Source organism: Paenibacillus sp. FSL L8-0663 (assembly GCF_038008125.1).
Lineage (GTDB): Bacteria > Bacillota > Bacilli > Paenibacillales > Paenibacillaceae > Paenibacillus > Paenibacillus polymyxa_D.
In genome coordinates this window covers 1,587,058-1,613,011 of record NZ_JBBOYM010000001.1, presented here as the reverse complement: position 1 = coordinate 1,613,011, position 25,954 = coordinate 1,587,058, and the positions used below count along the sequence as shown (strand labels likewise).

Sequence of the window (25,954 nt, the reverse complement as noted above, 5' to 3'; positions counted from 1 at the left end):
GCCAAGCTTATCTCAACGTTGCATATAGCCAAAAAATAAGAAAACAGAACTGAAAAGTGTCTTTTTTCACACTGTCGTTCATGTTATTTTATAGAAAACAGCAAGCCTCCTGAAATACTGGAAACTTGCTGTTTAGTACTGTACATATTTGCTCTCAGCGTGAAAACGACAAAGATGCTGCGGATGTGCTAACGCTCTAGCGCAGCGCCTCATCCAGATCACTGATCAGGTCGTCAATATCCTCCAAACCTACGGAGAAACGGAGTAGTCCGTTCGTAATCCCGCGCTCCAATCGTACACTATGGGGCATAGCCGCATGTGACATCATCGCCGGATACGACAAGATGCTTTCCACAGCTCCCAGACTCACCGCTACAATTGGAATACGTACGCGACTGAGGACTTCTTTTGCACGCTCACCAGAACCCACATCAAAAGATATCACTGCACCATAACCGCTGGATTGGCGCTCATGAACTTCACGCCCTGGATGATTCTCCAGACCCGGGTAGTATACCGCCTCAATGTCGTTGCGCTCGTTCAGCCAGTTAGCGAGCTTCGCTGCGCTCTTTTCGCTGTGAGCCATACGAGCCTCCAGTGTCTTCATACCGCGCATGAGCAACCATGACTCCTGCGGAGCCAACACGGTACCCAGTCCATTTTGGAGCTGCTTGATTTGTCTTCCCAACGATTCGGTACGTGCTACCGCAAGTCCTGCCAGCACATCGCTGTGTCCGCCCAGAAACTTGGTCGCACTGTGCAATACAATATCAACTCCCTGCTCAATCGGACGTTGATAATAAGGTGTCATAAAAGTATTATCCAATAACGTTAAAAGCCCGTTGTCCTGTGCCCAAGAAGTTATTCCTGCCACATTGGTAATTTTGAGTGTCGGATTGGACGGAGTTTCCATATATACAGCCCTTGTATTCTCCTGCAACGCCTCTTTCACAAGGTTGAGGTCCGTCATGTCGACGAAGGTCGTTTCGATATTCATCCGTTTCAAAATGGAGGTCAGCAGTCGATATGTTCCTCCATATACGTCCTCGGAAACAATGACATGATCTCCAGCAGACAAGAGCATAAATGTAGTAGAGATGGCCGCCATACCTGATGCAAAGGCAAAACCGCACGCCCCGCCTTCTAATAAAGCGATATAATCCTCCAAAGCTTGTCGTGTCGGATTACCTGAACGGCTATAGTCATGCTGTGGAGGATTAAAAATATCGTGATGGTGGAAGGTAGAAGCTTGATAGATCGGGACGCTCGATGCCCCCGTAACGCTGTCAATTTCAGAGCCAAAATGCAGCAGCTTGGTAGCGAACTTCCGCTCTTTGTTCAGATCCTGCCCGATCCTCCTCGCATCCTCTATCATTGCAGCTCTCCTCCTTCTACTTCTTGACGTGCCGCTTCCAACGCCGAACGTAAATCTTCAATTAGGTCGTCTGTATGCTCAATGCCTACGGAGAAACGCAACAGCCTGTCATCTACCCCGACTGCATCCCGAATTTCTGCTGGTATGTCCGCATGTGTCTGCACAGCGGGATAGGTCATTAACGATTCCACACCGCCGAGACTTTCCGCAAACGCAATGAGCTTAATGTGACGAAGCAAAGGTTCCACATAACGAGCATCCTTTACTTTAAAGGAAAAGATACCCGTATTTCCGCTGGATTGTTTATTTTGAATCTCACGACCTGGATGGCCTTCTAGAGCTGGATAAAATACTTCCGCCACAGCCGGATGCGTCAGTAAATAGTTAGACAGCACTGTTGCATTATGCTCGTGCCGGTCCATACGCAGCGCTAACGTCTTCATGCCCTTCATTAACTGGTAGCAATCGCTTGGGGAAAGCACTGCCCCTATGGAATTGTGCAGGAATGCAATTTCAGCTGATAGCTCTTTGCCTTTGGTTACGATCAACCCTGCCAGCACATCGTTGTGTCCGCCCAAATATTTGGTTGCGCTATGTACCACAATATCCGCGCCCAGTTCCAATGGCCGCTGGAAATATGGCGTTAGCAGCGTATTATCTACAATGGTAAGCAACTGATGTTGTGATGCCCATTTAGCCACCGCTCGAATATCAGTAATCATCATTAACGGATTTGTAGGCGTTTCTATGAATACAGCTTTGGTATTCGGTCGACATGACTGTTCGAGCGCTTCAAGATCGTTCGTATCCACATAACTGGCTGTCACACCAAATTTAGACAAAATACGCTCCAGCAAACGATACGTCCCGCCATACAGATCCAGCGATACTATGAGATGATCTCCCTGTCCAAACAATGCAAATACCGTTTGCAGCGCCGCCATACCTGAGCTGCATGCAAAGCCTGCATCACCCGATTCAAGTGCAGCAGAAGCCTCTTCCAGTACCTTTCGCGTGGGATTGATCGTCCGAATGTAATCAAATCCTGTGCTTTGACCCAGACGGGGATGGCGGAACGCCGTAGATTGGTAAATCGGGTAATTAACAGCCCCGGTTACTGGCTCTTCTACTGAACCGATTTGTGCCAATCTACTTTCGATTTTCCACTGTTTCTCACTCATATGAATCCTCCTGTTAACTTCCATAGTGGGTGCTATAACCAATCCTGCAAAAATGGATGTCAAAGACTATACTGCTGCGCTACTGCAAGGTGATACTCTACAAAGGTAAACTACATGCTCCTTTTTTAAATCTGGGGCCCGATATCATAAGGTGTTTCTTGGTATACATAATAGTTCAGCCAATTCGAGAATAATAAATTGGCGTGCGCCCGCCAAATTGAGGGGGGGGTGCGCTCAGGATCATCATTAGGAAAATAATTTTTGGGGACTTCAATATCCATTCCTTTGGCTACATCGCGGTCGTATTCCCATTTCAGTGAAAGCGGGTCATATTCAGAATGCCCAGTTACAAAAATTTGTTTACCGTCAAGCGTGGCTACGAGGTACACTCCAGCTTCTTCGGATTCGGATAAAACTTCTAATTCGGCGATATGATCAATATCTTCCCGACGAACCTCCGTATGCCTGGAATGAGGAGCATAAAACAGTTCATCAAAGCCGCGTAACAATTTTACTTTAGGTTTAATCACGGTGTGTGGAAATACACCGAAGCATTTGTAGTCGAGCCCATATTTAGGGACATCGAAATGATGGTATAAGCCTGCCTGTGAGGCCCAACAGATATGCATGGTCGAAGTTACATTCGTTTTCGTCCATTCAAAGATTTGCCGGATTTCCTCCCAGTAGTTCACATCCTCAAACTCAAGCTGTTCAACCGGGGCTCCTGTAATGACCATGCCGTCAAAACGACTGTTCTTGATCTCGTCGAACGTTTTATAGAACATGTTCAAATATTCTTGCGATGTATTTTTGGATACATGAGACTTCATGTGCACCAGCGTGACATCCACTTGCAACGGCGTATTGCCGACCAGGCGCAACAGTTGGGTTTCCGTCGTTTCCTTTGTAGGCATTAAATTCAAAATGGCGATACGCAACGGACGAATATCCTGATGATAAGCCAAGCTTTCATCCATTACGAAAATATTTTCGCCCTCCAGCACTTCCTTAGCAGGTAATGTGTCTGGGATTTTAATCGGCATGTAAACTCACTCCTTGTTCGGTAAGTTTTGCGAAAATCGTCTTGTTGAGATGCCGGGCATATAATAAAAAGACCTTTCTCTGGTTAGAGAAAGGTCATATTTGTATCCATATGCGCCTCTCTCATCTGTCAGGGCAACGCGCTTTGTACAAAGCGCGCGTCCTGCAAGAATTAGCACCGTGCGATTAAAATCGCCGGTTGCCGGGTATCATCGGGCTAGTCCCTCCACCTGCTCTTGATAAGATTTCGCTATATTCATTTTGGGTTCACAAAGTTCTTGTTGTTCACTTTAATGCATCGGCTGGGCTTCGTCAAGATGGGACTTGCAAATTTGTAACCTGCATTCACATTTTGTCTACCTTTTCCATAGGTTAAATCATATCCCTCCTATCGCTGAAGCTCTTGCCACTACTGTTGATTTTGCCCATGATTTTGCGCTTGAAAGGCCGTAGGCCGAGCGTTATACTATACAAGTGCTATTAGGCAAAAATATGGAGCAGTAGTGCAGACTTGAGTGTTTCCTGCGATACTGTGGCAATCTAAAAAAAGAACATTTGAGAGGTGAATCCGGAATGGAAGGCGACCCGAGTCCGAATAGGCGGCGATCCCTGAACAACAGCATAGGAATGACTTCAGCTTGCCGAAAGACGGGACGCCAGGCTCTGCATGCTCCAAAAGCCTCCGGCTTTTGATGAGAGTGCACGCTTACCCGCACCGGCTAACTGGCTAACTGAGTCCATTCCTTATGCTTAAGGTAAACGTATTTCCGTTACGGCGGAGCATAAGGAGTGACGTATATGAAAATCCGTTTGGTCAACAACGGGGTTTTTACCCCTGTCGAAGAAATTGAAATGGCGCTTACTGCACCGGCAGAAGGTTTTTATTGGATTGATGCCGATGTCGATGATTTGGCAGTGCTCCAGCCTTTATTTTCCATGCATGATCTTGCAGTAGAAGACTGTTTGAGTGAAGAAGAACAGCGTCCGAAGATTGAAATTTATGAAAGCCATTATTTTATCGTTGTAAATAGCATTCGTTTTGATGATGAAGAAATATTTTTGCGAGCTTTGAACATTTTTCTCGGCCGCCATTTTATCATTACGGTGACCAAGCAGAAAATCAATGAGCTTCGTACCCTCAAGCCTATGCTGTGGGAGCAAGAAGTCAGCCAGCCTGACCGTTTTATGTATCTGTTGGTCGACTTAATTGTTGACAACTATTTTCTGGTTGGTGACCGGATTGAGGTCCGCATTGAAAAGCTGGAAGAAGATATTCTAATGCATACGAAAAAGTCGCATTTGAACGAAATCATCGGCTTACGCAGTGAGATTCTGTGGCTGAAAAAAGTGTTGGGCCCGCAAAAAGAAGTCATCAATACCCTGAACAAGCGGGATTTGCGGCTCATCGACGATCAATTGCAAAAATATTTTAGCGACATTTATGAAAATGCTGTGAAAATTTCGGAGACTTTCGAAACTTACCGCGACTTGATGGGTAACCTTCGAGAAGCTTATCAATCCAGTATCGCCAACCGTGCCAATGAAATTATGCGTGTGTTTACAGCAATTACGACCGTATTTATGCCATTGACGGTCATTACCGGAATATATGGGATGAACTTCGATAATATGCCTGAGCTTCATACACGTTATGGCTATTTTGTCGTCATTGGTATTATGGTGGCATTAGGCGTCAGTATGTTCTGTATTTTCCGTAAGAAAGACTGGGTTTAAAAATAAAAGGGGAAAAAGTATCGAATTGGATACTTTTTTCTATTTTCAAGCTTGGTCATAAAAAGCAGCAGCCGTGTCCTGTGAGGAACTGGCTGCTGCTTTTTAGTATGTTGGACCCTGAATATACTTTAATACCCATCTTTATCCAACTAGTTCTATATTATCCAACATGTCGGCCGGGTACCTGCTGATGACGAAACCGTATACGGATCAGACGCAGACGCTCATAAATCTGATCCAGTCCTGTTTCGGTTGCCTTTTCTTCCCCATACACTTTCAGCATGACGGGCTTGAGCAACGTATCCCCCAACTCTTCATAAGCAGACCAGATAGCTGCCTGCTCCGCCTCAGATACATTCACCAATTCCTTGTGGATCAGCTTGTCCATATCAATACCGTCTCTATCCAAATGCTCCACAGCTTCAATCATCTCTCTACGATGCAAACCTGTCTTCATTCCGATATGCTCCAGTGAAAGACCGTCCGAAATGCCTTCAATAATCGTTCTAGTTAAGCTGAATTTGTTCAGCTCCTGCCTGTACTGGTTCTCTTTTTGCTTGTATAACCATGACAAAAAAACTTCTTCTTCCAGCGTCTCTGTTACCCAGTTCAACGGAAATGGCGTGGTCCGGTCATTTTGTGTCGTAATAGCCAATAGCTCCGTCCCATATTGCGACACCTTACCCTGACCCATACCAGGCAGCTCCAACAGTTCTTCTTCGGTATGGGGAAGATAAACGCTAATGAGTCGAAGCAATCGATTCGTAGCGATAAAATAAGGTGCTTTTCGTTCCGTTGCTGCTTTTTGCCGTCTCCACATCGTCAATTGCTCATACACTTCATCACGTGGAAACAAATCACTGTAGCAATACAGCTTTTGCAGCGTTTGTCCTCGTCCTGATGATCCTTCTTGCTCATGAAATACACCATGGATTAGGGGCCTGTAGCCCTCAGCCATTTTGAGCGCCAGCTCATGACGGTATACATGTAGTAATTCCTGCCACAAGCTGCCCTCATACCAAAGGTCGTCTATACTTTCATCCGGGACATGGTGTGTGCTCCAGCCTGCACTCCATTCCCCTTCATGCTGCCCAATCCATACCTGAGCAAAGTCCTCATAGCCCTGTTCATTCCGTTTGGACAAGCGATTTAAAAATACTATCTCCATGATTTCTTCCTCCCTCATATCGTTGAAAGACAGTCCCGCACAACACAAAAACGCAAAAAAAAGCACCTATCCTGCGTATTCGCAAGAAAGGTGCTTCCCTTTTTGAGCCGTACTATACTGTTGCCTATATAATAACCGTACCTTGGAGTGCCGTCAACCCTAAATTCTAATGATTCAGTTTTTCCTTTGCCAATGCCAGAGCACCGCACAATCCAGCATTATCACCCAATCCTGGAGATACGATATATTGCTCAATACCTGTTGTCAGACTCGAATGCTGCACGTATCCGTTCAAAAGTTTTTGTAGTTTGGTACGAATGAGCGGGAACAATTGGTCTTGCTTCATTACTCCCCCGCCCATAATAATTTTTTGCGGGGACAGGATTAATACATAGCTCATTAAAGCCTGTGCCAGATAGTACGCTTCCATTTCCCAGGCCGGGTGATCGACAGAAAGCTCATGTCCTTTAACCTTCCATCTTTTTTCGAGCGCAGGACCTGCTGCCAGACCCTCCAAACAATCTCCGTGATAAGGACATGTCCCCTCGTAAGTATCTTCTGGGTGACGACGTACCAGAATATGCCCCATTTCCGGGTGAGATAATCCATGTATCAGCTTTCCACCAACCAAAGCACCTGCCCCGATGCCTGTGCCTATCGTGATATACAGACAGTTGTCCAATCCTTTGGCGGCACCCCAAATAGACTCACCAAGTGCTGCTCCATTCACATCCGTATCAAACCCCATAGGCACATCAAAATGCTCTTTCAGTTTACCAATCAGATTGTAATTTCCCCAATGTGGCTTTGGCGTTGTTGTAATATAACCATATGTATCACTACCTTCGATAGGATCAATCGGCCCGAACGATCCTACGCCCAATGCTTCAATGCCCTTGCCTTCAAAAAATGCGATGACATTCTCCATTGTTTCTGCTGGTGTGGTTGTTGGAAAGCTCGCTCGTTCCAGTACCTCTCCACGTTCGTTGCCAATTCCACATACAAATTTGGTACCGCCTGCCTCAATTGCTCCCAATACTGTCATAGTTGCTGTTGTCCCCTTTCGATAATCCGGTTCTCTCTCCACTATATTCACCTGAAATGTACCTGAGGTCAATCCCCTAATCGCAATTGTATATAATCCTTCACAAGACGATATAACTCCGTTAACATAACGGTATACAAATAAGGACACTGACGCATCCAGCCTCAGCATCCCTATATAACTTACTTTACTTAAATTGTCGTACCAAGCCTAATAGCTTCATTATGATCCGGTTGCGACACCCATCAATGTACACAAGCTTTTCATTTCAAGCTGCTCAAACTTGTCTACAATTTGCACGTGATCCAACGTCAGCAGACAACTATCCAAAGCACATGCTACAGGTACACCACAGTGAATTTCAGCGAGTTTGCGTGAAAGATGCAGCATATCCAAATCACTCTCAATTTTTTTGCGGACCGATGGTGTTAATTGATCCAGATTCTCCAGAATGCCCTCAATAGAGTCGTATTCCTGCACCAGCTTGAGTGCCGTTTTCTCACCAATACCTCGTACTCCTGGATAATTATCGCTTGCATCCCCCATCAGGCCTTTAAGGTCCACCACTTGGCGTGGCTTAAGTCCTTTTTCAGTCAGCAGGGTCTCCGGGGTGTATACCATATAATTGCCGTGGCCTTTTTTCATAATAATGACCCGTGTCCGATCATCCACTAATTGAAGTAAATCATGATCTCCCGAGAGAATCATTACATCCATGTCCTCATTTTGCGAATAATGGCGTGCAAGCGTACCGATACAATCATCGGCTTCAAAGCCTTCCGCTCCAATGTTGGGAATGCCGAGGCTGTCCGTCACTTCACGAATCAATGTAAATTGGGGAATCAAATCATCGGGTGCGTCGGCTCGGTTTCCTTTATACGCAGCAAAATGTTCCCCACGGAATGTCGTTCCGCCCATATCCCAGCAACAAATAACATGTGTAGGATTAAACGTTTGGACTGCATCCCAAAAATATCGAATAAAACCATATATGGCGTTCGTTGGCACCCCAGCTTTTGTACGACGGATATAACCGTTTGCGGCGGTTGCATAATAAGCGCGAAATAGCAGGGCCATGCCGTCAACCAGCATTACGGATTGTTCATTGCGTTGTGTCACAGATTGTATTGCTCCCATTCATCATAATATTTAACCCCCACAGTATAACATATCGTGGGGGTAAATTGGGCGTTATTGAGCTCCCCATGTGCCCTCAAATGTTTCCTCTTTGAACCCTACCGTTACTTTGTTACCGTCGGTTACAATCGGGCGTTTGATTAATCTTCCATTTGAGGATAAAAGCGAAATTTGCTCTTCACGGCTCATGTCTCCCAGCTTATCTTTCAGCTTTAACTCTTTGTACACCTCACCGCTAGTATTGAAAAACTTTTTCAGCTCCAGCCCGCTTTTGCGAATCAATTCTTCCAATTCCTCCGGGCCGGGCGGCTGTTCAAAAATAGGAATAAGTTCCGTCTCATGCCCCTTGTTTTGCAGCCATTTCACTGCATTACGGCAGGTACTGCATTTAGAATACTGATATACTTTCAGTTGGCTCATCGCTAGTTTAACCTCCATTTGGTTTTCTCTTAAAAGCTCCTGCATTTCAGCCATATCGTCAGGTAGAGGAGCATAGAACGTCAGCCGCTCCCCGGTTACAGGATGCTCCAAGGACAGCTCTGAAGCATGTAAGGCTTGTCGAGGCATCTTGACATCAAGCTGATCATATCGCTCACGTTGCGCAGCATCATCAGGTGTAATCCGGTACATTTTATCTCCGATCAACGGGCAGCCGATATAAGTCATATGCACTCGAATTTGGTGCGTACGCCCGGATTCCAACTTTAGTCCGATACGGCTTCCCCCGTTCCACACTTCCTCCAGCTTATACAGCGTAAGGGCAGGATAACCATCCGGAGTCACCATACGCAAATGCGGATCATCCGGGTTGCGGTCAATCGGTCCGTCTACCTTACCTTCCTGCAGCTCAGGGCGCCCATGCACCAGAGCCGTATAGCGCTTATCCACCGTTCCCGCAATCATCTGTTCAGAAATATGCTGGTGTACATATGGATTTTTGGCTACGACCAGCACCCCCGTCGTCTCCTGATCAAGACGATGAACAGGACGAAACCGGAACAGCTCCCCCTTGGTCTGCCAATAATGCACAACCCCGTTAGCCAGTGTTCCTGTGTAATGACCATGAGTCGGATGGACAATCATGCCCGCCGCCTTATTCACCACTAACAGATGTTCATCCTCAAACAATATCTCAAAAGGAATGGGTTCAGGTAAAATATCATCAGAACGCTCGCGCTCCATGCGAATTTCTACTCGATCCCCGGATTTCACCTTTACGCTGATGTACACACGCGTCCCGTTCAGCATAATACCTTGCTCGGTCAGCTTGAGTTTGGATATTAACTTTCGAGAAATGTTCATACGTTTTTGTAAAATAGTCTTCAACAGCATGCCCTCCTCCTCCGGAGGGATCGTATATACGATAGGTTCATAGTACAAGCTCATCACAAATTCCCGGTTGCCTCCTTATTTGCGGAACACTTTTTTGCTGCGCACATATTCGACATCGGGTACGCCCTGACGGACATTCGCTGTGCGAGCGACGGCAAAGAAATAATCGGAAAGGCGGTTTAAATACCGACGTACCGCCGGATTGATGTCCGTATGTTTACCTAGTGTAACCGCACGGCGTTCTGCGCGTCGGCAAACCGTACGGCATACATGAAGCGTTGAGGATAATGTGCTACCACCTGGTATAATAAAACGCTCCACCTTCGGATTTTCCTCCTGACATGCATCAATCCAACCTTCCAGACGCTCTGCCAGCTCGTCCTTCACCTTATATTTGCTTTCACTGATTTTAACAAATGCCAAATCCGAACCACAATCAAACAGCTCCTGCTGTATTTCTTCCAATTGAGTCCGAATATCCGCAAACTCTTCCCCTTCGGCAAAGCTGATGGCTTGTCCTACAAAGCTGTTCAGCTCGTCAATTGTTCCGTACGCTTCCACACGATCATCATCTTTGGACACTCGACCGCCGATCACAGAAGTTTGTCCTTCATCACCTGTTCTAGTATAGATTCCCATTCCATTTCATCCCCTTTATCATTCCGTAAGTGCTTTCAGCACCTTGATGGCTTCTTCCTTATTGCTTGTACGAGGCGGAACGGTAGCAAATAATGTTTTGGAGTTATATTTTAGCTCCTTAAACATCTTCATCTGCTCCACCGGAATTCCGAACAAATGAGTTTCCTTGCTCACATCTGTTCCTTCTTCCTCCTGCCCCTTCTTCTTAAATACGCCGCCCTCGAACACGCCCCGGGCATACGTCTTCTTGTCAAAAGCATCATCTAACGGCAGATTCGAACCATTCTGTCCATACAGCTTCATGTCCTCTTCCGGCAAAAGAAACAGATCATGTTCCCCGGCCGCATATTCTACAACCAGCTTCTGCTGGTTATACAGCGGACTGACTGAAATCTCAATAGTCGGAGCCTGTTCGCCCAGCTTATCCTTAAGCTTTTGTGCCAGCTCCTCACGGATGACTGAAGCATCCCCTTTATCCATAATAAAAATGGAGAAGCTGTCCTTGTCCCGTCCCCCACATCCAGCCAATAATACAAGTGTCAGCATTCCGATGATCCACGGCGATAGCCTTTTTAGCCCCGCTCTCATATGTACGCCCCCTCTTCCATGCCATTAATATATCATAAGTTGTGAACGCAAAAAAAGAAGGCTCGACGGCCTTCTTCTTACATTTGGCTGACTTCACACAGTTAAACCTTGCATTCCGTACCATACAGCTTCATATATTCATTGATTTTCAAATCGAGCTTGCAACTGATCTCGATGACAAGATCAGAGGTGAAGGACTGCTCTTTCTGAAACGTCCGCATCATCTCATTGCGCAGGAACAAAATTTCATCTTCCAGAGAAATGTCGTATCCTATTGAACTAGACGAATTAAATCCAACATATGACATGAGCATTCCTCCTACAATTGAAAAATTGAACTTCCTGCTATCGATTTCAAATTATAGCATAGAAATTAGAAATAAAAGACTATTTTTTATGAATTACCCATAAAAAAATAATTTTAACCTTCTTTTCTTACTTTTTCTACAAAATGACCAATCCGATCCAGTGCCTCCGTCAGCTGAGCAACAGAAGTCGCGTATGAGCAACGAAGATAGCCTTCGCCTCCCAAACCGAACACATTACCTGGTACAGCCGCAACTTTAGCCTCTGCCAAAAGACGCTGTGCAAATTCATCTGAGCTGAGTCCCGTGCTTTGAATACTAGGGAAAACGTAAAAAGCCCCTCTTGGCTCATGGCACTCCAGGCCGATTTCCCGAAACCCTTCAACCATCAGACGGCGACGCTGATTATAGGCTTCTACCATACGATCTTTCTCACCCAAACCATTCCGCAACCCTTCCAGTGCCGCAACTTGCCCCATAGAAGGCGCACACATTACGGTGTACTGATGGATTTTGAGCATAGCGGCAATCAGATCGGGATGTCCGCATGTATATCCAATACGCCAACCTGTCATGGCGAAGGCTTTGGAAAAACCACTGACGAGAATTGTACGATCCATCATACCAGGCATAGCCGCAAAACTGACGTGCTTCTCTCCATAATTCAATTCAGCATAAATTTCATCAGAAATGACGATCAAATCATGCTTTTCCACGACTTCGGCAATCGGAAGCCAATCTTCATAAGTCATCGTAGCCCCAGTTGGATTGCTCGGATAGCATAAAATCAGCACCTTGGATTTAGGTGTAATTTTTGCCTCCAGCGCCTCAGCCGTCAGCTTGAATTCATCCTTAGCAAAGGTTTCAATACCTACCGGAATCCCGCCTCCAATTGCAGTGATTGGAGAATATGAAATGTAGCACGGTTCGGGCACGAGAATTTCGTCGCCAGGTACAATTAACGCACGCAAAGCAAGATCAATCGCCTCGCTTCCCCCAACGGTCACGATAATCTCATTTTTAGGATCATAACGGACTTCAAATTGCTCATTCAGATAATCACTGATCGCTTCACGCAGTTCTGGCGTTCCCGCATTAGACGTATAGCTGGTAAAACCTCGCTCTAATGAATAGACACAGGCTTCCCGCATATGCCAAGGGGTTGTAAAATCCGGTTCGCCTACACCAAGGGTAATAATATCCTTGTTGCCACCCACCAAGTCAAAAAACTTACGAATACCCGAAGATGGGATCTCGCGCACCAACGGGGACAAATAGGAACTCATAGCTTTGTTACTGTCGGTAAATGCTTCTGTTTTGAGATTCATCATGATCTTCCTTTACGGCGAAATCATCAGACGATTATCTTCCTGATGGTCCTCAAAGATAATTCCGTCCTGCTTGTATTTTTTAAGCGTAAAATTAGTCTTGGTAGACAAGACCGAATCAATAGGCGACAGTTTCTCCGACACAAAGTTAGCGACCTCACGAAGATTGCGGCCTTCAACCTCTACCAGCAAATCGTATGCTCCGGACATGAGATAGACCGATTTAACTTGCGGATACAAATAAATCCGTTCTGCAATCCCTTCAAAGCCTCTTCCACGCTCGGGTGTAATTTGCACTTCGATCAAAGCGGTAACCTTTTCGTCGTCGACTTTGTCCCAATTAACTACAGCGGCATATTTGACAATCACGTGTTGGTCTTCGAGCTCTTTCATTGAGATGCGTACATCCTGCTCGTCAACCCCCAGCATAGTAGCCATTAGAGTCGGTGTTCTTCTTGCATCTTCTTTTAACAATTCCAGCACTTTTAATTTCAATTCATTCAGCTCTGTCATTCTACATAAGGCCTCCATCGAAAGAGATTACTATACATCATACAATACGCACTTTAAACCTGCAAAGAAAAACCGTCCACTCCGGTAAACCCGGCAGGTGGACGGCTGTTATGGGAATCTGCTTCAAAAACAGAAAATCCCGTTTACATATAATAAGGGTTGTTTTGATGTGTAGACTGGCCTTGCTGGTGCATAGATTGACCATATACTCCCGCGGATGTCGACTTTTGCTGAATGAACTGTTGGCATTCTTGTTGGGTCTTGCGAGCTTCTTGAATCTGTTTGTCCAAATCGATGCGCAGTGCTTTAGTTGGAGTGGCGTACATATTATTTTGGCTCATCAGATGATACAAATCACCTTGCAGACGCAATGTATCATTCGTAAGGTCGGTGAACATCTGACGCACAGACGGACAATTGGATTCTGTCGTCGCCGTTGTGTATTCGCGCACTGTACGTTTCATATCAGCAAGAATGGTATAGAGCAAATCTTCTTCGGGCATAAATGACATATTGTTTTGTGAATACATTCTGTCAAACCTCCTTTATTGGTAAATCCAAATTACTGCTGTGGTTGCATTGGAGCAAGCTGCTGATGCTGTTGAAGAGCATTAGAAAGCAGATTCAAGTGGTGCTCATGAGTTCTTGCCAGTTGTAAACAGGCTTGTTGGATGGCTGGGTGCTGAATAGACGCCGCTGTGGCCGCACATTGTTTGAGTAGTAGTTCTTCATTGGAGATGGAGTCCACGATGTACTCCAGCTCTTTGCCTGACAGGGGTTGCATGTTCGTAGATTGCATAATCTCTGTGCCTCCTTAAAAGTTTTGTTGCACGCTGGTTATCTTGTCCGTTTGGCGAAATACTATGTACACATAAGAAATACTACATATTGCCTATGAGGAGTGCTATTTTATATGGAGTTGATAAGCGGGAATACATATTGGCCGAATACATTGGAGCAGGCGCTGGATTTTCCGCCTTTGGCAGAGGATTTAAATTGTGATGTATTGATCATCGGGGGAGGGATGGGGGGGGCCATCTGCTCCCGGTTATTGGGAGAACGACAGGTAGACACCGTGGTTATTGACAAACGCAAACTGGTAACTGGAAGCTCTTCGGCCAATACTGGCCTGCTGCAATACAGCAATGACAAGACCTTAACCTCTTTCATCAATACGTTTGGTGAAACGAACGGTGTACTGTTTTACCGCATGTGCAAGGATGCACTAGATCAGTTAGATAAGCTGGCTGCCACACTGGATACAGACCCTTCCTTTATTCGGCGAAGCAGCCTGTACTATGCAAGTACACTAGAAGATGTACAGGTGCTTCAGGAAGAGTACAAACAGCTAACCCGGTTTGGATTTCCAGTGGAGTACTGGGATGAGCAACAGGTTGCTGCCCGATTTCCTTTTCGAAAACCGGCAGCCTTGTACACACACGAAGATGCTGAGGTTAATCCATTTTTGTTTGCCCAGGGCCTGCTGCAATCTGCCAACCGTCTCGGTGTTCGCTTATATGAGCATACGGAAGCCAAGCATTTTGAATTCCATGATAATGAGGTCGTTTGTCATACTAACGGTGGAATGATCCGAGCAAAAAAGGTTGTTTTTGCAACAGGTTATGAAACACAAGAGATTAAAACCGATCAGGGAGCCGTTCTGCAAAGCTCTTATGCTATCGCCACCAATCCAATCGGAGATGCTCCCTTGTGGCATGAGCAGTGTCTGATCTGGGAAACGGCCCGTCCTTATCTATATATGCGCTCCACACCGGAAGGACGTATCATTATTGGTGGTTTGGATGAACCTGTATTGGACGCCAACCAACGTGAAATCAGGCTACTACACCAACAACAAAAGCTGCTGCAAGCACTACAGGAGCATTTTCCCAGTGTGCCATTTCAGATCGACTACGCTTGGGCGGCTGTATTCGGCTCCTCTCACGACGGCTTGCCGTATATTGGTCCACATCCGCGTTTTCCAAACTGCTATTTCTTGGAGGGTTACGGGGGAAATGGGACGGTTACGAATATGATGGCCGCACAGCTATTGGCTGATGAACTGACGGGCACACACCGACCTGAAATGGAGCTGTATTCTCTGACCCGTACGACCAAACCCTCGCCAGAAGCAACAAAACCAATGGTTTAACATATGAATACAAAAAGAACCTCCTTTCGCCTATATAAGTGAATTCTGAGGTTCTTTTTGTATCGAATTTTCCTGTTATTCCGTTTGCTTGCGCCAGCGTTGTGCATGGGAATGAGAATTGCTTCGCTTTATCTTCTGTTCCATCTTCAGCACATTTCGCATAAAAAACCAGCCGATCACTGGCATTAATGCAAGTCCAATCAACAACCAAATCATCGCTGTAGGAGCCTTGCTGATACTTAGGACGCCCAAGAAAATGAGTGTCCCGGTCAACCGGCCTACCATTAAGCACAGTTCACGCAGTACAACCAGTTCCACTCTCTGATTCGCATCTCCTTCACTCGTACCCATTAAATCAAAACTCGCTGAGATCATAGGAATTAAATACAAGGGCAGGAATATAGCGGTGCCGATCCCCATAATCAGTAGCGTGATATACTCCATACGCCACAATAATGGTAACAGCGCAATCACCAACAATACAGCACCCAACAGCATACCAGCCGAGCGATAGTGTGGCTTGAGCCATTTTCCGACAGCCCAAAAGCTGAAAAATGAAACCGCCGAGGTGATAAGTGAAAACTGTGCCAGCTTCCATTCCTGTTGAGTAGCTACATACACGAGCAGCGTAATCAGGAAGGCAAAAACCCCTTCACGAATGCCCTGGGTAACAAGTGATAACGACAAGGGACGCCACATGCTCCCTTTTTGTGACAATCGTTGCTTAGGCTCCTTCCAATTGTAGTTTCCTGTCGGCTTACGCTTGCGAAGAAAGAAACTAAGTACCACTCCTACGACATAAAAAGCTAAGGAAATACTGAATATTACTCGATAACCCGCATCATCCTCCATACGAGCAATAATCCAACCAGACAGCCAAGGACCCACGATACCGGAAAACGAACCCAGCAGACCGACCCATCCGTTAAAATGATCGCGACTTGCCTGATCTGTGACTTCGAAAAAAATGACATTAAACGCCAGCCAGAATAAACCTAATGCTGCACCCAATAACATTCCGAGCGGCCATATGTAGTTTACAGCCTGCGGTCCCGTATATAACACGATTAAATAAAACAGACCGGACAGTGCTGTCCCCACGCGCAGGGCATTCATTTTGTTATGTTCCTTGACCCATTTCCCAGCCACCCAGACCATAATTCCCAGCGCAATTTGTTGGCTGACATTAAACCAGCCAATCATCGCGTAATCCTGCCTGCTCTTCCATAAATATACGTTGAGAAATGTGCCTGACAATGCTGCTGCAAACACAAACAATCCATTCAAGCTTAATAGCAGAATGGATTGTCCGTTCAGGTTTGATTTCAATGCAGTTCCCCCTAACCGAAAAATCACCAATCAGCTTATTTCAAGCCAGTTGTTCAAAGATTTCTTCGATTAAGATGCCCGTATTAAGCTTGGGCCTATCCGGGGGATTGCTATTTAATTGTTGGAAATACCGCTGAGCTTCTCCAGCATCCGCAGTCGGTCATTCTCTGACAATGTGTGCTGGACATGAAAACAGCTAGGACAAACATAAACATTCAAGACGAATGGCAAGTCCAGAACAGGTTTGCCAAGTGCTGGCGACATCGACGGTTCAAAACCTTCTCTGGTTACGGTTTGCGAACCCGCATGCAGCATGTACTCTCCACATTGGGAACATTCAAGAACCTCATCTTGTCTGTCGAGTATTTGTTCAGCGCCTTGTTCATAAGCCATCAGATCCGCACCGCTTTCTTCAAATTTTTGCAAAGTATGCAGAACAGGTAGCTTATGCAGCTCATTATCCTGCAACAACGGTGCATCAACCGGTTTTTCAACTACGATTTCATCCTCTGCCTCATATAAAATATCCTGCTCTTCATCATCACCGAGCTGAATACTCAATGTACGATAACCCTTCAGGTCTTCTTTTCCATGAGCGTGAGGCGCCGGGGTTACAGAAGTCACATGATCATGTTTCGTCTCTTCATGTCCATGCTCACCGGCATGTCTATGAACAGGTGGAGAAACAGACTCATCTTCATCATCATCAGTGATGTCAGAGTACCCTTTCAGATCATTATGGCAATAGGGACACTCTTCCTCAGGGCCCAATTCTTCATCCCAAATAATTTCCATGTTACACCATGGACAAATAGTCATTTCCAAGCTTTATCATCCTTCCGTTCCAAGCGTATACCAAGCTCTAGTATACAGGATGTGTCAAGTTACACTGGCACCGATCACATAAGATAACGATATTGAAATAATCATGGAGAACAAGCCGACAGCACGGTTATCCTCTTTAATCTGTTGATCGATAGAAAATACCGGTGTCAGAAACTCAAAAAGAAAGTACGCCGCAAGTAGCAGTAAAAAGCCAACGAACGACCAAATCATCGTATCGTACACGCTGGATTTGGCTTCCATTGCAAAGCGGAGCACGTTGCAAATACCGAACATTTTCCCTCCCGTAGCCATGGCTACTGAAACATTGCCGTGCTTGATCTCTTCCCAGCATTTATAGCGGGTTACCAGCTCAAAACACGACAAAAATACAATTAGCTCCAGCACCGCCACCGAGAAATAACCCAGCATCATCCCCAACGGATGTGACAGCAATTCATCAATCGCCATCTTCACTTCGTCCCTCCCGTTCTACCAAGCGTTCCCGAGCAAAGCCGGCAACCCATAGCTATTCCAATTCAGCAACGGTTACGCCTGTGCCGCCTTCATTGTAATTACCGATACGGTAGCTTTTCACATGTTTATGCTTGCGGAGGTACTCCTGAATACCGGTTCTCAGAATACCCGTACCTTTGCCATGAATAATGTGTACCTGACCCAGATTGGCCAGAAACGCTTCATCCATGAAGCGGTCCACTTCCATCAAGGCTTCCTCCACGTTCGCCCCCCGAAGATCAAGTTCACTTCGTACGTTATCATCCCGTGTCCGTTTAACGCCAGTGACTGGTTTTTGAACTCTTGGAGTCGTTGTTTGGGCAGGTTGCAGTAGTTCCAGATCATCCAGACTGACCTTCATCTTCATGATCCCCAATTGAACCACAGCTTCCTTGGTACCGGACAGTTCAACCACGTGGCCTTTTTTATTCAGACTGTGAACGGATACTTCATCGCCAGCCATGATAGAACGAGTACGCGTAGCGGCCGGGCGTTTGACAGTACTTTTCTTGCGTTGCTTCGGTTCAGCCTCATCCAGTTCTCTGCGAGCTGCAATCAGCTTGTGCTCCTTAACCGAAGCCCCTTCTTCCTGAGCCAATTTACGCAAATCAGTAATGATTTTCTCAGCTTCGCTACGAGCCTTATCCACGAGAACTCTTGCTTCATCCTCAGCTTTTTCCAGCATACGGTCCCGTTGGGACTCCAGCTTATCCAGCTCCATCTGATGACGGCTACGCAATGCTTCCATTTCTTTACGCAACTGCTCCGCTTTTTCCCGTTCTTGCTCAGCTGTCAAACGGTTCTGCTCCAGTGACGCAATCATGTGCTCAACGCGCTGGTCTTCTTCTGTTACCTCACCACGGGCATAGTCTAAAATGCGCCCTGGCAATCCCAATCGCTCGGCAATGGCAAATGCGTTACTTCGTCCGGGGACACCGACCAGAAGGCGGTAAGTCGGGCTTAAGGTAGCGACATCAAACTCCATGCTTGCATTAATAATTCCTTTACGCTCATAGGCATACGCCTTCAATTCACTATAGTGAGTCGTCGCAACCATACGGCAACCCATGGCATGTATATGCTCCAAAATGGACACAGCCAAAGCCGAACCTTCCGCGGGGTCCGTTCCTGCCCCCACTTCGTCAAGCAATACAAGACTTTTGGGCGTCATATTTTTCAGGATGCTAATGATATTGGTCATGTGACTGGAAAATGTACTTAAGTTTTGCTCAATGCTCTGCTCGTCACCAATATCAGCATAGATTGCATCAAATACACACAGCTGGCTTTCATCCTCAACAGGTACAAACAGTCCAGACATCGCCATCAAACTAAGCAGGCCAATGGTTTTCAGGGTAACGGTTTTCCCCCCTGTGTTCGGTCCGGTAACGATAATGGAGGTGTATGAATTGCCCAGCTCCACATCTATGGGAACGACCTGCTCCAACGGAATTAGAGGATGTCTGCCTTTTTTCAGCTTCAAGTACCCTCGGTCATTCATTAAAGGCAAGGTTGCCTTCATTTCACGGGCGAGACGCGCTTTTGCAAAAATAAAATCAAGATTGCCCAAAATGTCCACATCATACAGCAACATATCCGCTTGTTCTGCGACAAGTGCGGTCAGCTTTTGTAAAATGACTTCAATTTCACGCTCTTCTCTCAGCCTTGTTTCCCTCAGCTTATTGTTCATGGCTACGATAGATTCAGGCTCGATAAACAATGTTGCACCTGACCCGGATTGATCATGAACAATTCCGCCAAAATAAGAACGGTATTCGGCCTTAACCGGGATCACAAACCGATCTCCACGAATCGTAATCAACTGATCTTGAAGCATTTTGGATACAGTTGAGGAACGAATCATGGAATCCAGCTTCTCACGAATACGCACTTCTCCCGAGCGTAGCTCCCGACGGATTTGTGAAAGCTCTGTGCTGGCAGAATCCAACACTTCTGCATTTTCGTCAATACAGCCTTTGATGGAGTTTTCTAAACCTCTCTGCTCCGAAAGCTGCTCACTCCAATACAGCAATGTTTCGACAGGATTTTCTTCATGCAAACTTGTCACGTATACTTGTATACGGCGTGCGGCCTGAACCGTTGTCCGAATGCCAAGCAACTCATGCGGGCTTAATGTTCCACCAATACGGGCACGCTTCACCGCCGGAGTGATATCCACTACTCCGTTAAATGAAGGCACTCCTTTGAGGCGATCAGCAGCATAGGCCTCATCCGTACCTTTCAGCATTTTCTTGATATGCTCCAAATCATCGCTGGGCTGTAGCTGAAGGGCTGTCTGTTGTCCCGTTGCCGTTTGGGCATAGTGACTTAGTTTATTTAGAATTTTTTGATATTCAAGGGTTTTGAAAATTTTAGAGTCCAACTTCACTACTCCTTTCACTTATATCTATATTATACCGAAAGCAGCAAACTTACGCTATTTGCCAACTCTGTTTTACACATAAGAAAGCTCTTCATGCCACACACTAACCTTTGTCTAACCCTGATTCAAAAAACAAAGGAGGTTATTCCGTGAGCATTCTCGGGCACATTGTACGTTTCATCGTTGCCGCTCTGGTGCTGATGGTCGTAAGCTGGATCGTTCCCGGATTTAGTGTAGGCGGCTTTTGGAGCGCGCTGATCCTAGCCATTGTCATTGCCTTGATTGGCTATATCGTCGAGGCGGTGTTTGGTCGACGCGTCTCCCCATTTGGACGCGGTATCGTAGGTTTTCTTGTGAGCGCTCTGGTGATCTGGGTCGCTCAATATGTCGTCGCTCATGTCAGTGTTTCCGTTCTGGGCGCATTGCTCGCTGCATTGGTTATCGGGATTATCGACCTGTTCATTCCGGTATCGACACCGTTTGAAGCCGGTCGCAAAAACGGGAATTAATTTCAGTAATCGCTTCTGGCAAAGCTGTCCCGAAGCAGAATTCATCTGCCAAAGGACAGCTTTTTGTCATTTACACCTCTGAGTGGATACAATAAACAAACAATCCCCGGCGATGAGCAGCCGGGGATTGCCTTACATGTATAATCCGTATCTACTGATCCTGTTCGATAAGTTCAATCCATTCATTATACTCAGTTTGAAGCTTGGTGTATTCTTCCTGTAATTGACGTAATTCCGTAGAAATCTTCTCCGTATTTTCCCGATCTACGTTCTGTTGTACTTGCAACAGACGAAGCTGATGCGCCGCCATTTCATATTTTTGACCCACTTCGTCCAATTCAGACTGCAAGGCCATTCGTTCCTGCTCTATGGACTGCTGTTCAGCCTTCGCCGTTTTGGCAGTTTCAACAGCCAAACGAATCTCCTCCTGAAGCTGTTCCTTTTGTTGAACCGTTACCGCTATTTCCCGCTCCCAAGAAGCAAATTCTTCCTTACGGGCAGCATCTTCAGCTTCCAAACGTTCCGCTTCAGCCTTCAACTGATCGTATTTAAGCTGCCATTCCAGGGATTCTTCCTCAGCACGTTCCAGTTCACTCCGCCGTTCTCGATTTTCCTTCTGGAGCTGCTTGATATTTTGCTCCAGCTGTCCAGCTCGGCTCTTCATGCTTCCATATTGCTCCTGAAGCGATTGATACGCCTTAGTTCCCTCTTGCTCTCGGACTTTGGCTTTCTCAAGCTCATCCTGCACGCGAATCAGCTCAGGTGAAAGCTCCTTGATTCTCGCTTCGAGTTGAACTAGCCGTTGCTGTTGTGAAGCAAATTTATCATTAATAGCTTCGAGCTCAGCCGCTGCGTGCTGTAATTGCACTTGTATTTCTTCCTTCTGCTCACGTGCTTCCAGCAGGGAGAGCTCCAGTTCATCAACTGCCACCTGGCGTTCTTCTGCAAGCTTCTTCCATGACTTCTCGCTTTCAGCTAGCGTAGCCAGCTCACTTTGCAACTTGCGAGAAGATACGTGAGCTTGCTCCAACAGCTTCTGCATCCGCCGCTGTTCTTCCTCCAGCTTAGACGTCTGCTGCTGCTTAGCCTTGGCTTCAGCTTCTAATTGATCATATCGACTTTGCAATTCTTCACGTGCAAGCGTATCTACCTGCTCTCGCTCTATCGCAGCCTGTCGCTGTGTTTCCAGCACAGACTCCAGCTCGGACTGTTGTTCCTTCAGTACTCTTGCTTGCTCTTGAGCCTCTCCCAGACGAGAAGAAAGCTCTGTACTGCCTGCCTGTACTTGTTCTAATTGTTCCTGAAGCTCCTCGACCCGAATCTCCTGCTCCAGTGCGGCTTCATCAGCTCGTTTCTGCGCTTCCTGATGCTGGAGCTTTTCCTCATTCAACGCCAATTCAGCCTGTTTACGTTCCTGCTCCAGCTGCTCATTCAGTCCGGAACACTTGGTTTGCCATTCGCTTACCTTCTTGCTATGCTCTTGCTGCAAAGCAGATCGCAGCTTGTCCAGTTCTGTGCGCTTTTGCTCCTGATGAGTCTTCTCTGCAGCTGACAGCTTGGCTTCTGCCTGTTTAGCCGCTTCAGATACTTCTTTCTTCATCTGCTCTTCTATCTGCCGGATACGCGCATTGGCCGCCTCCTGCTGCTCTTTCAGCTTGCGAGAAGCTTCTTGACGGGACTCCTCCAGTTCACGTTTAGCTTGTTTTTGTCCATTTTCAAGTTCAGCCGCCTTTTTCTCCTGCTGTTCCAGCTTTGCCCTCAATTGGGCAATCTCCTTGGCTGATACAGATTCGGTTTCCATCAGCTTCTTCTGCGTTGCTTCCTTTTCTTCCTTCAGTTGAATAAGAGATTGATGCATATCTGTATTTTTCTGCTGTTGTTCCCCTAGAGCTGTCTGGAGTTGCGCCAGATCTCCCCGGAGCTCTGCTCGTTCCGCTGCTAAGCGGTTCATATGACTCTGAATTTCCTGGATTTGTACAGCTTCTTCTGCCATATGAACCGCAGCCAGCACGGCAATTCGGGGCATATCCAGACGCGAATGAGCTTGAGAAATGCTGTGCATACGCTCATCCACGTAATTGGCAACCTGCTTCATATAATCGGTATTGCTGCCGACGAGTTTATAAGAAGTACCGTAGATCTCTACAGTGACGCGAGTACGATCTGGTGTAGTCACAATTATGCCCTCCTTCAATACTACTGTATGTTGATTCTAAGGTGTGTCCGGTACTATGGTAACCCGCCTTCCGTGAAGCGTTCAACCTTATTAGTCCGGCTTCCCCGCAGCGGGTAATTATCAGAGTAAGAGAGCTTCTATGATGATAGGCCAAAAAGCCGTATCGAACCTCTGTCACTAAGATTCGATACGGCTTCCCGCATTTCCTGCTACTTTCTCAATTCCGCTCCAAAAGTTTGTTCCAGAGACGTAACGACAGGAGTATGCGCCGCATTGATCTCTTCATCCGTCAACGTATGTTCCCAGTGACGATAGGTCAGAGAGATAGCTACGCTCTTCTTATCTTCACCAAGCTTACTGCCTGTAAATACATCAAACACTCGTGCATCCTGCAACAGCTCTCCGCCTGCAGCGTGAATAACACGAAGCAGTTCGCCTGCCTCAACGTCTTTATTGACCACGAGGGCAATGTCACGTTCCACGGATGGGAAGCGAGCCAGCTCTCTGAACTGAATATGAGAGTTTGCGTGTTCAATGACCTGTTGCAACGCAATTTCTGCAACATACGTATCGTTCAGCCCATAAGATTGTTGGAGCTCCGGATGAATCTGCCCAAGGGTACCGATCCGTTGAGAGCTTCCATTCACATCCAGCCATACCGAAGCGGAACGGCCCGGGTGGTAGCTTTGCGGTTGGTCAGCGACATAACGAATGCTGGCACTCAATCCGAAATAGTCAAACACCGTTTCAAGCGCGCCTTTAATATCAAAGAAATCAACCTTTTCAGCACCAATATTCCATTGTTTTTCACGGCGTACCCCAGTCAACAACAGACTCAGCACTTGAATTTCCTGCGGCTGGCGGGTTAATGTTTGTTCCTCTGTATAAAATACTGTTCCCATCTCGAAAATCGCCAGATTGTCTTGCTTCCGGTTCATGTTATACACCGCTGTATCCAGCATCTGCGGAATGATACTCGTACGCAAAACACTACGGTCTTCGCTCATAGGCATAGCCAAACGTACCGGATGGCTGCCTTCTGTCAGGGCATTAAATAACCCCGTACTTTGCGGATGTACAAAAGAGTAGCTGATCGTCTCCTGCCAGCCACCATGAGCCAGCAATCTGCGCAGGGAGCGGCGCAATGATTGTGATGCTGTCAAAGCTCCCGGAGTTGTAGGACCTTCAATCGGCGTGGTCGGGATATTGTCGTAACCATACAGACGAGCAACCTCTTCGATTAAGTCCACGTCAATGGTGATATCTCCACGGCGTGTAGGAACTTGAACTTCCAGTACCCCTTGCTCTGCGTCGCCACATCCGAAATGAAGTCTACCGAAAATCGTTTTCACCTCAAGCAGCGACAGTTCGGTTCCCAAATATCGGTTTATTTTATCTAGCGACAGCTTGATAACGCGGTTTTCAGCTTTTGCAGACGCAGATTCTACGATGCCCTGGTGTACAGTGCCTCCTGCATAACGCTGAATCAGCGCAGCTGCACGATTCACAGCAGGCACAACAGCGCCTGGATCAACCTCTTTTTCAAAACGCAGACTTGCTTCTGAACGCAGTCCAAGTTGACGAGACGTTTTGCGAACTGTACCGCCGTCAAACTTCGCAGATTCCAGCGCAATGCTGACCGTCGCATCCGTAACCTCGGAGTTGGCTCCACCCATCACGCCTGCCAATGCTATTGGTTTCACACCGTCTGTAATCAGCAGCATATGCGGCTCCAGCTTACGCTCCTGATCATCAAGTGTAATCAATGTTTCGCCTGCACGAGCGAGTCGAACTTCAATATTTCCATTTTCCAGCTTATCCGCATCAAAAGCATGCAACGGCTGACCGTATTCCAGCATGACGTAGTTCGTAATATCTACGATGTTGTTGATGGGACGAACACCTGCCGCCATCAGACGGTTTTGAATCCATAATGGGGAAGCCCCCACTTTTACACCTGTAATATAACGGGCCGCATAGTGCGTACACAGTTCAGGAGTATCTACCTTCACAGACAGATGATCTGCCGCTGCATCGCTAATTTCCACCAGATCCTTAGCCGGATCAGCCAGAGAAATATCACGTCCCAGAATCGCACTCACTTCATATGCTGCTCCGTGCATGCTCAGGCAATCCGAACGATTGGGTGTCAGATCAAAATCCAGCACCTGATCATCCAGCGCCAGCAGCTTCGTAATTGGCATACCAATTTCAGCATCCTCAGGCAGCACCAAAATACCTTCTTGCAATTCCTTTGGAAGCAGCTTGTCATTCATGCCCAGTTCTTTGGCCGAGCAGATCATACCCATGGATACTACACCACGCAGCTTGGCCTTTTTAATGTGGAAATCTCCCGGCAACTTTGCACCTACAACTGCAACAGGAACCTTTTGACCTGCATCCACGTTTTTGGCACCACACACGATTTGCAGATCTTCCTCCTGACCTGCATCGACAATACATACATTCAGCTTATCAGCATCAGGATGCTTTTCCTTGCTTTTAACATAGCCGACAACGACGCCAGTAATCCCTTGATTGCGCTGCTCGACCTCATCAATTTCTATGCCCGAACGGGTGATTTTCTCTGCCAGATCCTCCGCGCTTACCTGATCCAGCGATACATACTCGGACAGCCACTCGAATGATACTTTCATATGGGTTCACTTCCCTTGATATAG

The 25,954-nt window shown here is 46.6% G+C and carries 23 protein-coding genes, 1 pseudogene and 1 riboswitch; of the genes and pseudogenes, 3 read left to right on the top strand and 21 right to left on the bottom strand.

Features of this window, described 5'->3' with window-relative positions; genetic code table 11:
* Positions 1 to 196: 196 nt before the first annotated feature.
* The 3 genes from MKY75_RS07300 to metA form a co-directional block, all read right to left on the bottom strand.
* Entirely contained in the window at positions 197 to 1,375 is a 1,179-nt protein-coding gene (locus MKY75_RS07300) for an aminotransferase class I/II-fold pyridoxal phosphate-dependent enzyme (RefSeq protein WP_340884831.1), read from the bottom strand.
* Positions 1,372 to 2,556: a PLP-dependent transferase gene (locus MKY75_RS07295; RefSeq protein WP_069012830.1), complete on the bottom strand. Its 1,185-nt coding sequence runs from the start codon at positions 2,554 to 2,556 to the stop codon at positions 1,372 to 1,374. The genes MKY75_RS07300 and MKY75_RS07295 overlap by 4 nt, the downstream gene beginning before the upstream one ends.
* 125 nt (positions 2,557 to 2,681) lie before the next feature.
* A complete protein-coding gene (metA, locus tag MKY75_RS07290) occupies positions 2,682 to 3,599 on the bottom strand; it encodes a homoserine O-acetyltransferase MetA (RefSeq protein WP_039269776.1) in 918 nt (305 codons plus the stop codon).
* Between the two features lie 118 nt (positions 3,600 to 3,717).
* Positions 3,718 to 3,843, bottom strand: a riboswitch (SAM riboswitch).
* A gap of 552 nt (positions 3,844 to 4,395) precedes the next feature.
* Between metA and corA the strand changes: the two genes are divergently transcribed.
* Positions 4,396 to 5,331, top strand: a complete 936-nt coding sequence (corA, locus tag MKY75_RS07285) for a magnesium/cobalt transporter CorA (protein ID WP_023987788.1) — start codon at positions 4,396 to 4,398, stop codon at positions 5,329 to 5,331.
* A 160-nt stretch (positions 5,332 to 5,491) separates the two neighbouring features.
* On the opposite strand, the gene MKY75_RS07280 is transcribed toward corA, so the two are convergent.
* The 12 genes and pseudogenes from MKY75_RS07280 to MKY75_RS07225 all read right to left on the bottom strand — a co-directional run bounded on the left by MKY75_RS07280 (position 5,492) and on the right by MKY75_RS07225 (position 14,185).
* Positions 5,492 to 6,499 (bottom strand): HRDC domain-containing protein, encoded by a 1,008-nt coding sequence (locus MKY75_RS07280; RefSeq protein WP_069012831.1) that lies wholly within the window; start codon positions 6,497 to 6,499, stop codon positions 5,492 to 5,494.
* A gap of 166 nt (positions 6,500 to 6,665) precedes the next feature.
* On the bottom strand, positions 6,666 to 7,544 hold the full coding sequence (locus MKY75_RS07275; RefSeq protein WP_069012832.1) for an ROK family protein: 879 nt from the start codon (positions 7,542 to 7,544) through the stop codon (positions 6,666 to 6,668).
* A gap of 222 nt (positions 7,545 to 7,766) precedes the next feature.
* Entirely contained in the window at positions 7,767 to 8,663 is an 897-nt protein-coding gene (locus MKY75_RS07270; protein ID WP_080710677.1) for a 5'-3' exonuclease, read from the bottom strand.
* 72 nt (positions 8,664 to 8,735) lie between these two features.
* Complete coding sequence (locus MKY75_RS07265) at positions 8,736 to 9,101, bottom strand: arsenate reductase family protein (protein ID WP_141695545.1); 366 nt, start codon at positions 9,099 to 9,101, stop codon at positions 8,736 to 8,738.
* Positions 9,102 to 9,113: 12 nt separating this feature from the next.
* A pseudogene (locus MKY75_RS07260) lies at positions 9,114 to 10,067 on the bottom strand (RluA family pseudouridine synthase); the annotation flags it as partial.
* 21 nt (positions 10,068 to 10,088) lie between these two features.
* Positions 10,089 to 10,652, bottom strand: coding sequence for a cob(I)yrinic acid a,c-diamide adenosyltransferase (locus MKY75_RS07255; RefSeq protein ID WP_029516494.1), 564 nt, complete (start codon positions 10,650 to 10,652; stop codon positions 10,089 to 10,091).
* Positions 10,653 to 10,670: 18 nt separating this feature from the next.
* A complete protein-coding gene (locus MKY75_RS07250; RefSeq protein WP_069012834.1) occupies positions 10,671 to 11,240 on the bottom strand; it encodes a hypothetical protein in 570 nt (189 codons plus the stop codon).
* A gap of 101 nt (positions 11,241 to 11,341) precedes the next feature.
* Positions 11,342 to 11,548, bottom strand: a complete 207-nt coding sequence (locus tag MKY75_RS07245; protein ID WP_069012835.1) for an aspartyl-phosphate phosphatase Spo0E family protein — start codon at positions 11,546 to 11,548, stop codon at positions 11,342 to 11,344.
* 113 nt (positions 11,549 to 11,661) lie between these two features.
* On the bottom strand, positions 11,662 to 12,873 hold the full coding sequence (locus MKY75_RS07240; protein WP_029516491.1) for an aminotransferase class I/II-fold pyridoxal phosphate-dependent enzyme: 1,212 nt from the start codon (positions 12,871 to 12,873) through the stop codon (positions 11,662 to 11,664).
* 12 nt (positions 12,874 to 12,885) lie between these two features.
* Positions 12,886 to 13,386: an Lrp/AsnC family transcriptional regulator gene (locus MKY75_RS07235; RefSeq protein WP_340884829.1), complete on the bottom strand. Its 501-nt coding sequence runs from the start codon at positions 13,384 to 13,386 to the stop codon at positions 12,886 to 12,888.
* A gap of 143 nt (positions 13,387 to 13,529) precedes the next feature.
* A complete protein-coding gene (locus tag MKY75_RS07230) occupies positions 13,530 to 13,916 on the bottom strand; it encodes a spore coat protein (RefSeq protein WP_069012837.1) in 387 nt (128 codons plus the stop codon).
* A 32-nt stretch (positions 13,917 to 13,948) separates the two neighbouring features.
* On the bottom strand, positions 13,949 to 14,185 hold the full coding sequence (locus tag MKY75_RS07225; protein WP_013370103.1) for a hypothetical protein: 237 nt from the start codon (positions 14,183 to 14,185) through the stop codon (positions 13,949 to 13,951).
* 114 nt (positions 14,186 to 14,299) lie between these two features.
* Here MKY75_RS07225 and MKY75_RS07220 point away from each other — a divergent pair, with 114 nt between their 5' ends.
* Positions 14,300 to 15,538 carry an NAD(P)/FAD-dependent oxidoreductase gene (locus tag MKY75_RS07220; protein WP_165145053.1) on the top strand — a complete coding sequence of 413 codons (1,239 nt, stop codon included), beginning with the start codon at positions 14,300 to 14,302 and terminating at the stop codon, positions 15,536 to 15,538.
* A 75-nt stretch (positions 15,539 to 15,613) separates the two neighbouring features.
* Here the strand turns inward: MKY75_RS07220 and MKY75_RS07215 are convergent, their stop codons facing one another.
* The 4 genes from MKY75_RS07215 to MKY75_RS07200 form a co-directional block, all read right to left on the bottom strand.
* Positions 15,614 to 16,867 (bottom strand): MFS transporter, encoded by a 1,254-nt coding sequence (locus MKY75_RS07215; protein WP_322251382.1) that lies wholly within the window; start codon positions 16,865 to 16,867, stop codon positions 15,614 to 15,616.
* Positions 16,868 to 16,981: 114 nt separating this feature from the next.
* The gene (locus MKY75_RS07210) at positions 16,982 to 17,692 is read right to left on the bottom strand and encodes a hypothetical protein (protein ID WP_069012840.1); all 711 of its coding nucleotides are present in this window, start codon (positions 17,690 to 17,692) and stop codon (positions 16,982 to 16,984) included.
* A gap of 54 nt (positions 17,693 to 17,746) precedes the next feature.
* Positions 17,747 to 18,160, bottom strand: a complete 414-nt coding sequence (locus tag MKY75_RS07205) for a DUF350 domain-containing protein (protein ID WP_340887074.1) — start codon at positions 18,158 to 18,160, stop codon at positions 17,747 to 17,749.
* 58 nt (positions 18,161 to 18,218) lie between these two features.
* Positions 18,219 to 20,588, bottom strand: coding sequence for an endonuclease MutS2 (locus MKY75_RS07200; RefSeq protein WP_340884827.1), 2,370 nt, complete (start codon positions 20,586 to 20,588; stop codon positions 18,219 to 18,221).
* Positions 20,589 to 20,737: 149 nt separating this feature from the next.
* On the opposite strand from MKY75_RS07200, the gene MKY75_RS07195 reads away from it, so the two are divergent.
* Positions 20,738 to 21,097, top strand: a complete 360-nt coding sequence (locus tag MKY75_RS07195; RefSeq protein ID WP_029516484.1) for a phage holin family protein — start codon at positions 20,738 to 20,740, stop codon at positions 21,095 to 21,097.
* 151 nt (positions 21,098 to 21,248) lie between these two features.
* Here the strand turns inward: MKY75_RS07195 and zapA are convergent, their stop codons facing one another.
* Positions 21,249 to 23,273, bottom strand: a complete 2,025-nt coding sequence (gene zapA / locus MKY75_RS07190) for a cell division protein ZapA (RefSeq protein ID WP_340884825.1) — start codon at positions 23,271 to 23,273, stop codon at positions 21,249 to 21,251.
* A 209-nt stretch (positions 23,274 to 23,482) separates the two neighbouring features.
* Entirely contained in the window at positions 23,483 to 25,930 is a 2,448-nt protein-coding gene (gene pheT, locus MKY75_RS07185; protein ID WP_340884824.1) for a phenylalanine--tRNA ligase subunit beta, read from the bottom strand.
* Between the last annotated feature and the right edge of the window lie 24 nt (positions 25,931 to 25,954).

Bases quoted from the DNA above. Each gene is read 5' to 3' on its own strand.
- MKY75_RS07300 (WP_340884831.1), bottom strand. From the start codon at position 1,375: ATGATAGAGGATGCGAGGAGGATCGGGCAGGATCTGAACAAAGAGCGG.
- MKY75_RS07295 (WP_069012830.1), bottom strand. From the start codon at position 2,556: ATGAGTGAGAAACAGTGGAAAATCGAAAGTAGATTGGCACAAATCGGT.
- metA (WP_039269776.1), bottom strand. From the start codon at position 3,599: ATGCCGATTAAAATCCCAGACACATTACCTGCTAAGGAAGTGCTGGAG.
- corA (WP_023987788.1), top strand. From the start codon at position 4,396: ATGAAAATCCGTTTGGTCAACAACGGGGTTTTTACCCCTGTCGAAGAA.
- MKY75_RS07280 (WP_069012831.1), bottom strand. From the start codon at position 6,499: ATGGAGATAGTATTTTTAAATCGCTTGTCCAAACGGAATGAACAGGGC.
- MKY75_RS07275 (WP_069012832.1), bottom strand. From the start codon at position 7,544: ATGACAGTATTGGGAGCAATTGAGGCAGGCGGTACCAAATTTGTATGT.
- MKY75_RS07265 (WP_141695545.1), bottom strand. From the start codon at position 9,101: ATGAGCCAACTGAAAGTATATCAGTATTCTAAATGCAGTACCTGCCGT.
- MKY75_RS07255 (WP_029516494.1), bottom strand. From the start codon at position 10,652: ATGGGAATCTATACTAGAACAGGTGATGAAGGACAAACTTCTGTGATC.
- MKY75_RS07250 (WP_069012834.1), bottom strand. From the start codon at position 11,240: ATGAGAGCGGGGCTAAAAAGGCTATCGCCGTGGATCATCGGAATGCTG.
- MKY75_RS07245 (WP_069012835.1), bottom strand. From the start codon at position 11,548: ATGTCATATGTTGGATTTAATTCGTCTAGTTCAATAGGATACGACATT.
- MKY75_RS07240 (WP_029516491.1), bottom strand. From the start codon at position 12,873: ATGAATCTCAAAACAGAAGCATTTACCGACAGTAACAAAGCTATGAGT.
- MKY75_RS07235 (WP_340884829.1), bottom strand. From the start codon at position 13,386: ATGACAGAGCTGAATGAATTGAAATTAAAAGTGCTGGAATTGTTAAAA.
- MKY75_RS07230 (WP_069012837.1), bottom strand. From the start codon at position 13,916: ATGTATTCACAAAACAATATGTCATTTATGCCCGAAGAAGATTTGCTC.
- MKY75_RS07225 (WP_013370103.1), bottom strand. From the start codon at position 14,185: ATGCAATCTACGAACATGCAACCCCTGTCAGGCAAAGAGCTGGAGTAC.
- MKY75_RS07220 (WP_165145053.1), top strand. From the start codon at position 14,300: ATGGAGTTGATAAGCGGGAATACATATTGGCCGAATACATTGGAGCAG.
- MKY75_RS07205 (WP_340887074.1), bottom strand. From the start codon at position 18,160: ATGGCGATTGATGAATTGCTGTCACATCCGTTGGGGATGATGCTGGGT.
- pheT (WP_340884824.1), bottom strand. From the start codon at position 25,930: ATGAAAGTATCATTCGAGTGGCTGTCCGAGTATGTATCGCTGGATCAG.